At 64.8% G+C, this 8,402-nt stretch carries 8 protein-coding genes and 1 pseudogene; all 9 read left to right on the forward strand.

What is annotated here, in order from left to right; genetic code table 11:
• Nucleotide 1 precedes the first annotated feature (1 nt).
• The 9 genes and pseudogenes from NKJ01_RS07400 (at nucleotide 2) to NKJ01_RS07435 (ending at nucleotide 8,367) form a co-directional block, all read left to right on the forward strand.
• Nucleotides 2–1,009 carry an ABC transporter permease gene (locus tag NKJ01_RS07400; RefSeq protein ID WP_352727128.1) on the forward strand — a complete coding sequence of 336 codons (1,008 nt, stop codon included), beginning with the start codon at nucleotides 2–4 and terminating at the stop codon, nucleotides 1,007–1,009.
• Complete coding sequence (locus tag NKJ01_RS07405) at nucleotides 1,002–1,850, forward strand: ABC transporter permease (protein ID WP_352727129.1); 849 nt, start codon at nucleotides 1,002–1,004, stop codon at nucleotides 1,848–1,850. Before NKJ01_RS07400 ends, NKJ01_RS07405 begins: the two co-directional genes overlap by 8 nt.
• The gene (locus NKJ01_RS07410; RefSeq protein ID WP_352727131.1) at nucleotides 1,847–2,737 is read left to right on the forward strand and encodes an ABC transporter ATP-binding protein; all 891 of its coding nucleotides are present in this window, start codon (nucleotides 1,847–1,849) and stop codon (nucleotides 2,735–2,737) included. Before NKJ01_RS07405 ends, NKJ01_RS07410 begins: the two co-directional genes overlap by 4 nt.
• Nucleotides 2,730–3,566 carry an ATP-binding cassette domain-containing protein gene (locus NKJ01_RS07415; RefSeq protein WP_352727133.1) on the forward strand — a complete coding sequence of 279 codons (837 nt, stop codon included), beginning with the start codon at nucleotides 2,730–2,732 and terminating at the stop codon, nucleotides 3,564–3,566. Before NKJ01_RS07410 ends, NKJ01_RS07415 begins: the two co-directional genes overlap by 8 nt.
• Nucleotides 3,567–3,607: 41 nt before the next feature.
• Nucleotides 3,608–3,816, forward strand: a pseudogene (locus NKJ01_RS36425) (hypothetical protein); the annotation flags it as partial.
• Nucleotides 3,817–3,901: 85 nt separating this feature from the next.
• Entirely contained in the window at nucleotides 3,902–6,190 is a 2,289-nt protein-coding gene (locus tag NKJ01_RS07420; protein WP_352727135.1) for a bifunctional salicylyl-CoA 5-hydroxylase/oxidoreductase, read from the forward strand.
• A 145-nt stretch (nucleotides 6,191–6,335) separates the two neighbouring features.
• On the forward strand, nucleotides 6,336–7,094 hold the full coding sequence (locus NKJ01_RS07425; protein ID WP_352727137.1) for an SDR family NAD(P)-dependent oxidoreductase: 759 nt from the start codon (nucleotides 6,336–6,338) through the stop codon (nucleotides 7,092–7,094).
• A complete protein-coding gene (locus NKJ01_RS07430) occupies nucleotides 7,088–7,558 on the forward strand; it encodes a MarR family winged helix-turn-helix transcriptional regulator (RefSeq protein WP_023758189.1) in 471 nt (156 codons plus the stop codon). The genes NKJ01_RS07425 and NKJ01_RS07430 overlap by 7 nt, the downstream gene beginning before the upstream one ends.
• A complete protein-coding gene (locus tag NKJ01_RS07435) occupies nucleotides 7,555–8,367 on the forward strand; it encodes an enoyl-CoA hydratase family protein (protein WP_023758190.1) in 813 nt (270 codons plus the stop codon). Before NKJ01_RS07430 ends, NKJ01_RS07435 begins: the two co-directional genes overlap by 4 nt.
• Nucleotides 8,368–8,402 lie beyond the last annotated feature (35 nt).

Consider the following 8,402-nt stretch of genomic DNA (forward strand, 5'->3'; position numbering starts at 1 on the left):
GATGCTCCTGCAAAGATTCCTGATCCGTCTCCTGACGATGCTGATCACGCTGTTCGGCGTGGCCGTCGTCGTCTTCATCGTGATCCGCGTAGCGCCCGGCGATCCGATCGCCATGATGCTGCCGCCCGGCGCGACAGATGCAGACATTGCCCGGCTGCGCGCGCTCTACGGCCTCGACAAGACCATCGTGCAGCAGTTCTTCATCTGGCTGTCCGGCGTCGTCAGGGGCGACTTCGGCACTTCGATTTCGCTGCGGCAAGACGTGCTCGGCCTCGTCTTCAACCGGCTGCCGGCGACGCTGGAGCTCGCCATCGTTGCGCTCCTTATGGCGGTGGCACTCGGCGGCACGACGGCGATCCTCGGCGCACGCGAGCGCGGCACCGCGGTGGAAGCCGGCATCGACATCGCCAGCGGCGCGGCGCTCTCCATTCCTGACTTCCTGTGGGGCCTGGTGCTGATCCTGCTGTTCGGCGTGCTGGTGCCGATCTTCGACATTTCCGGCCGGGTGTCGCCGCAGCTCGACCTGCCCTTCGTCACCCAGTTCTATCTGTTCGAGAGTATCCTGCGGCTGCGCTTCGACCTCACCTGGGATCTCCTGAAGCACATGCTCATGCCGGCCGTGGCTTTGGCGCTGCCGCTCGCCGCAATCATCTCGCAGCTGTTGAAACAGTCGCTGAAGGAAGTGCTCGACCTCGACTATGTCGTGCTGGCGCGCGTGAAGGGATTCTCGGAAACGCAGGTCATCCTGCGCGAGGCGCTGAGGAACGCCGCATTGCCGACGCTGACGCTGGTCGGCGTGCAGTTCACTTTCCTCATCGGCGGCACGGTCATCGTCGAGCGGCTGCTCTCCTATGAAGGCCTCGGCAACATGGCGATCGACGCGGTCATCAACCGCGACCTGCCGCTGATCCAGGGCATCGTGCTGGTCTTCGCGTTGCTGTTCGTGCTGATCAACCTTGCCGTCGACATGATGTACGCGCTGCTCAACCCGAGGCTGCGCCATGGATGAGGGTCGTGCTCGAAGGCGAGGTGTGTCGCCGCGCTTGTGGCTGGCTGGCGGCTGGCTTCTGCTGGCCCTGCTGACGGCGATCTTCGCCCCGCTGGTCGCACCGCAGGACCCGCTGGCGCAGGACCTGATGCTCCAGCGTCTGCCGCCGTTCTGGATCAGCGGCGCCGAACCCGGCTATTGGCTCGGCACCGACAGCCTCGGCCGCGATCTGTTGTCGCGGCTGATCTTCGGAGGCCGCATCGCTTTCATCGTCGCCTTCGCCGCCGCCATCGCCGCGTGTCTGGTCGGCTCGATGCTCGGTCTGGTCGCCGGCTATTTCGGCGGCTGGGCCGACCGCGTCATCTCGCGCATCGTCGATGTCTGGATGGCGTTTCCGCCGGTGCTGTTTGCCATCCTTCTGGTGGCGGTGCTCGGCACAGGCTTGAGCTCCGTCATCCTCGCCATCGCCATCATCGATTGGACGCGCTTTTGCCGCGTGATCCGCGCCGAGGCCATGGGCCAGTCGCGCATGGATTATGTCGAGAACGCCCGCATCGCAGGCTATGGCCGCATCGGCATCATGCTGCGCGAGGTGCTGCCCAATGTGGTGCCGTCGATCGTGGCGCTGCTATCCTTGGAGATGGGCATCGCCGTCATCGTCGAAGCGATCCTGTCCTTCGTCAATCTGTCGATCTCGACCGACGATCCGACCTGGGGCGGCATCATCGCCGAGGGCCGGCTGTCGATCCACCAGGCCTGGTGGGTGCTGGTGTTTCCGCTGATCACGCTGATCCTGACCGTGCTGTCGTTCAGCCAGTTCGGCGAAGCCCTGAAGGCACGTTTCGATCCAGTGTTGCGATGAGCGTAGCCGTCAAACCCTGCCTCGATATCCGCAGCTTGAGCGCGGTGCTGCCCAACGGCCAGCGCGTTCTGCGCTCGGTCTGTCTCTCCGTCCAGCCCGGCGAGGTGCGCGCGCTGGTCGGCGAGAGCGGCGCCGGCAAGACGATGATCGGCAAGGCGGTGCTCGGCGTGCTGCCGCCGAGCGTGCGCATCGTCGAGGGCGACATGCTGCTCGAGGGCGAGGACCTCGGCCGGCTTCAGCCCAAGGCACGGCGCACGCTGATCGGCGCCCGCACGGCGCTGATCCCGCAGGATCCGCTGACTGCGCTCAACCCGTCACGCCGCGTCGGCCCGCAGATGACCGACCGGCTGGTGCGCATCCTCGGCTGGAGTGGCGACAAGGCTGATCGGCGCACCCGGCAGTTGCTCGACGAGGTGCAGATCCGCGACCCCGACCGCGTGCTGAAAAGCTATCCGCACGAGCTTTCCGGCGGCATGCGCCAACGTGTGCTGATCGCCGCCGCCTTCGCCGCCGAGCCACGGCTGATCGTCGCCGACGAGCCGACGACGGCGCTCGACGTCACCGTGCAAAAACAGATCCTGCGGCTGATCGCGCAATTGCAACGCGAGCACGGCACGGCGATCCTGTTCGTCACCCACGATCTCGGCGTCGTCGCCCAGATCAGCCAGAAAGTGTCGGTGCTCTATGCCGGCAAGGTGGTGGAAGAGGCCGAGACGGCTGCCCTTTTCGCAGCACCCCAGCATCCCTACACACGGGCGCTGATGGCGGCGACGCCGCGCTACACCGACCCATACGCTTCGCTGAAACCCGTGGATGAGGCGGTACTGGCCGGGCTTGCCGCCGAGATTGCCGCCGCCGACCAGGCCTGGAGGCGCCCGCATGGCTGAGCCGCTGTTTTCCGTACGTGGGCTGAAGGTGGCGCTGCCCGACATGACGCGCAAGCCGCTGTTTGGCCGCGCGCCGCTGGCCGAGATCCTGAAAGGCCTCGACTTCGATCTGCCCAGGGGCTCGGTCACCGGGATCGTCGGCGAATCCGGTTCCGGCAAGTCGACGCTCGGCCGTGCTCTGGTGCGCCTGCTGGAGCCCAGCGCCGGCAGCATCAGTTTCGAGGGCCGCGATATCACGCATCTGCCGGAGGCGGAGCTCAGGCCACTGCGTCGCAACCTGCAGATGATCTTCCAGGACCCGATGTCGTCGCTCAACCCGCGCCGCACCATCGCCACCATCATCGCGGCACCGCTGAAGCAGAACGGACTTGGCGACAATCTGAAGGCCCGCATCGCCGAGGCGTTGCAGCGCGTCGGCCTGCCGCAGAGCTTCGCCAGCCGCTACCGCCATGAACTGTCGGGCGGCCAACGCCAGCGTGTCGGCATTGCCCGCGCCTTGGCGCTGTCGCCGAAATTCGTGCTGGCCGACGAGATCGTCTCCGGCCTCGACGTGTCGACGCAGGCGCAGATCCTGACCCTGCTGGAAAAGCTTGCGGCCGAGATGGGCCTGACCGTCGCCTTCATCAGCCACGATCTGTCGGTCATTCGGCGGCTGTGCCGGCAAGTGATCGTCATGCGCGAAGGCGTGATCGTCGAGGCGAGCGCCACCGATGCCTTGTTCGACAATCCGCAGCAGAGCTACACGCGCGATCTCATCGCAGCCATTCCGCTGCCGGAAATCGACCCGGGTTGGCTGGACATCCCTGCCGCCGCCAAGGCCGCGACATGAATGCACACGCACGCCGAAAAGCGAGCCTCGGACATGCGACCGCCGGTCAGACCATCCCCTCCTTCCAGACGCCGTGGGGGCCGCATTCCAGGCGCCGTAGGGGCTGCAACTGGAAGCGATCAGCTATCCCTCGGGCATGGCTTACGAGAAGCGCGCCGAGACGGTCTTATGGAGCCCGAAGAACCGGATAAGCGATGGCAATGCGTGCTTGCGGATGTTCCGCGACCACGCCAAACAGGTGCGACGTTGAATCATTTCGATATGAAACTTTAAGCTTGAAATAATTTGCCGCCGGCGCGATACTGAAACCAGCAAGCGAAGAGGAGATCGCAGACATGAAGGTTGCGGTTCTCGGCGGTGGACCAGCCGGCCTCTATTTTGCCATTTCGATGAAACTCAGGGACGCCGCGCACGAGGTGACGGTGTTCGAGCGCAACCGCGCCGACGACACGTTCGGCTGGGGCGTCGTGCTGTCGGCCGAGACGCTCGACAATCTGTCGAAAAACGATCCGGTCAGCGCCGTCTGGATCAAGAAGCACTTTGCTTACTGGGACGATATCGCCGTCATTCATGACGGCGTGCGCACGGTTTCGACCGGGCATGGCTTTTGCGGCATCGGCCGCAAGCGGCTGCTCATCCTGTTGCAGCGCCGCGCCCGAGAACTCGGCGTCAAGCTCCTGTTCGAGACCGACATTGCCGATCCCCGACCTTACATGGAAACGCATGATCTGGTCGTCGCCGCCGATGGGTTGAACTCCAGGGCGCGCACCACTTTCGTCGACATCTTCAAACCCGACATCGATACCCGCAAATGCAAATTCGTCTGGCTCGGCACCAACCAGAAATTCGACGACGCCTTCACCTTCATTTTCGAAAAAACCGAACATGGTTGGGTGTGGGCGCACGCCTACCAGTTCGACAGCGATACCGCGACGTTCATCGTCGAGTGCAGCGAGCAGACCTGGGCTGCCTTCGGCTTCGGTGCGATGTCGCAGCAGGAATCGATCGCCGTCTGCGAGCGCATCTTCGAAAAACATCTTGGCGGCCACGCGCTGATGACCAATGCCAACCATATCCGTGGTTCGGCCTGGATCAATTTTCCGCGCGTGCTGTGCGAACGCTGGTCCTACAAGAACCTTGCGCTGATGGGCGATGCGGCGGCATCGGCGCATTTCTCGATCGGTTCGGGCACCAAACTCGCATTGGAAAGCGCGGTGGCGCTGGCCGAGTATGTCGAGTCCGAGCCGAACCTTGAGGCCGCGTTCCGCAGATATGAGGATGCCCGCCGCACCGAGGTGCTGAAGCTGCAATCGGCCGCGCGCAATTCGCTCGAATGGTTCGAGGAGGTCGAGCGCTATCTCGGCCTAGATCCGGTGCAGTTCAACTATTCGCTGCTGACCCGTTCACAGCGCATCAGCCACGAGAATTTGCGGCTGCGCGATGCCGAATGGCTAGGCGGCGCGGAGGAATGGTTCCAGCGCCAGGCGGGCGCCGGCGGCATACGCCGCGCGCCGATGTTCGCGCCGTTCAAGCTGCGCGATCTAAAGCTGCAAAACCGCATCGTCGTCTCGCCGATGGCGCAATACAAGGCTGTCGACGGCTGCCCGACCGATTGGCATTTCACCCATTATGCCGAACGGGCCAAAGGCGGCGCCGGCCTCATCTACATCGAGATGACCTGCGTCAGCCCCGAAGGCCGTATCACGCCGGGCTGTCCCGGCTTCTATGCGCCCGAGCATGAATTGGCGTGGAAGCGGCTGGTCGATTTCGTTCACACAGAGACCGAAGCCAAGATCTGCGCCCAGATCGGCCATTCCGGCGCCAAGGGTTCGACCCGGCTTGGCTGGGAGGGCACCGACGTGCCGCTGGTATCAGGCAACTGGCCGGTGATGGCGGCCTCGGCCGTCGCGTGGTCGCCGCAGAATCAGGTGCCGAAGGCGATGGACCGCGCCGACATGGACAGAGTGCGCGACGAATTCGTGGCCTCCGCCGAGATGGCCGACCGTTGCGGCTTCGACATGCTGGAGATCCACGCCGCGCATGGTTATCTCTTGTCGTCTTTCATCACGCCGGTCACCAACCGGCGCACGGATGCCTATGGCGGTTCGCTGGAAAACCGCATGCGCTATCCCCTCGAAGTCTTCCGCGCGGTGCGCGCCGCCTGGCCGGCGGAGAAGCCGATCTCGATGCGCATTTCGGCCAATGACTGGGTCGGCATCGAAGGCGTAACACCGGCCGACGCGGTCGAGATCGCGCGTCTGCTGCATGAGGCCGGCATCGACATCTGCGACGTCTCCGCCGGCCAGACATCGGCATTGGCAAAGCCCGTCTACGGCCGCATGTTCCAGACGCCGTTTTCCGACCGCATCCGAAACGAGGTCGGCATGGCCACCATGGCGGTCGGTAACATCTACGAGCCGGACCATGTCAACTCGATCCTGATGGCCGGCCGCGCAGATCTGGTGGCGCTGGCACGGCCGCATCTCGCCGACCCCTACTGGACCCTGCATGCGGCTGTCACGCTTGGCGACCGTGGCGTCAAATGGCCGGATCCTTATCTGCCGGGACGCGACCAGATCTACCGACTGGCCGAGCGCGACGCAGCGGCGGGGCTGAAAGTATGAGTGCTTTTCGCTTGCTACGGCGGCACTGTACCCCCGGCCCCTCCCCACAAGGGGGAGGGGGACTATGTTGCGTTCGACCCAGCGGAAACCGCATGAGTTTGCGATCGATAGGGGGTACGTGGCGCCAAGTCTCGAGGATTGGCGCATGATCGCGGGCAAGCATGCGCTGGTCACTGGCGGCGGCTCCGGCGTCGGCCGGGCCATCGCGCTGGCGCTGGCGGGTGCCGGCATCGACGTCACCATTTGCGGCCGCCGGGAAGCGGAGCTTGCCAAGGTGGCAGGGGAAAACGACCGCATCTTCGGCATCGCCGGCGACGTGACCAATGAGGCGGCGATGGTCTCGCTCTATGAAACGGCACAAGCTGCACGTGGGCCGTTCGACATCGTCGTCGCCAATGCCGGCATGGCCGGCAGCACGCCAGCGCACAAGACCGCACTCGACGACTGGCAGCGGACACTCGACGTCAATTTGACCGGCGCCTTCCTGACGGTGAAGCCGGCGCTGGCCGGGATGGCCGCGCGCAAGGCCGGACGGATCGTCTTCATCGCCTCGACGGCAGGGCTGAAAGGCTATGCCTATGTCGCGCCCTACGTCGCCGCCAAGCATGGCGTCATAGGCCTGATGCGGGCGCTGGCTGCCGAGACGGCGAAGTCCGGTGTCACCGTCAATGCCGTGTGCCCCGGCTTTGTCGAGACCGAAATGCTGGAGGAATCCATCCAGCGCATCATCGATAAGACCGGCCGTTCGGTCGAACAGGCGCGGTCGGGCCTAGCCTCGACCAATCCGCAAGGCCGCTTCATCCAGCCGCAAGAGGTCGCCGCCGCCGTGCTGTGGCTGTGTGGCGACGCCGCCCAATCGATCACCGGACAGGCGATTTCCATCTCAGGAGGCGAAACATGGTAGCCGGCCCCCTGCCCGCGCCATCGGGACCCGGCAAGGACCGCTTGCGTCTGTGGATCAGGCTGCTGCGTGCCTCGCGCACGATCGAGGCCGAGCTGCGCGAGCGGCTGAAGAAGGAGTTCAACACGACGCTGCCGCGCTTCGACGTGATGGCAGCCCTTTATCGGGTGCCGGAAGGCATGCTGATGAGCGACCTGTCGCGCTTCCTGCTGGTGTCCAACGGCAATGTCACCGGGATCGTCGACCGGCTGGTTTCGGAAGGACTAGTGGCGCGTGCGAGGCGCAATGGCGACCGCCGCACCTCGATGGTGAGGCTGACCGACGAAGGCACGCAGGCCTTTGCCACTATCGCCGCGGCGCATGAAGGCTGGATCGGCGAACTGCTGGGCAAGGTCAGCGAGGACGACGCGCGCCGGCTGACCGGCATGCTGACCTCGTTCCGCAGCAACTGGGAGGGACGCGAATGACCGAGATGGCCGGGCGCAAGCCAAAGCATTTCCTGTGGGAGGTCGAGGGCAGGATCGCCAAGGTCCGGCTCGATCGGCCGGAGCGCAAGAACCCGCTGACCTTCGACAGCTATGCCGAGCTGCGCGACACGTTCCGCGACCTCGTCTATGCCGACGACGTCGACGCCGTGGTGTTCCTGTCCAATGGCGGCAATTTCTGCTCCGGCGGCGATGTCCACGACATCATCGGCCCGCTGGTCAAGATGGACATGAAGCAGCTTCTCGCCTTCACCCGCATGACCGGCGATTTCGTCAAGGCGATGCTGAATTGCGGCAAGCCGATCATTGCGGCGGTCGATGGTGTCGCGGTCGGCGCCGGCGCCATCATCGCGATGAGTTCCGATATCCGCATCGCCACGCCGGAAGCCAAGACCGCGTTCCTGTTCACCCGCGTCGGACTTGCCGGCTGCGACATGGGCGCTTGCGCGATCCTGCCGCGCATCATCGGCCAGGGCCGCGCCGCCGAACTGCTCTACACCGGCCGCACCATGACCGCTGATGAAGGCGAGCGCTGGGGGTTTTACAACCGGCTGGTCGATGCCGCATCGCTGGAGGCCGACGCGCTCGACATGGCGGCGCGCATCGTCTCCGGCCCTACCTTCGCCCACGGCATCACCAAGACGCAGCTCAACCAGGAATGGTCGATGGGCCTCGACCAGGCGATCGAAGCGGAAGCTCAGGCGCAAGCGATCTGCATGCAGACCCGCGACTTCGAGCGCGCCTACAGGGCTTTCGTGGCTAAGGAAAAGCCGGTGTTCGAAGGGGATTGAGGATGGTGCTTTTCGTGGAGACGTTAGCAGGACAG

The sequence above is a fragment of the Mesorhizobium sp. M0276 genome (genome assembly GCF_040321755.1).
In the GTDB taxonomy this organism is placed as follows: domain Bacteria; phylum Pseudomonadota; class Alphaproteobacteria; order Rhizobiales; family Rhizobiaceae; genus Mesorhizobium.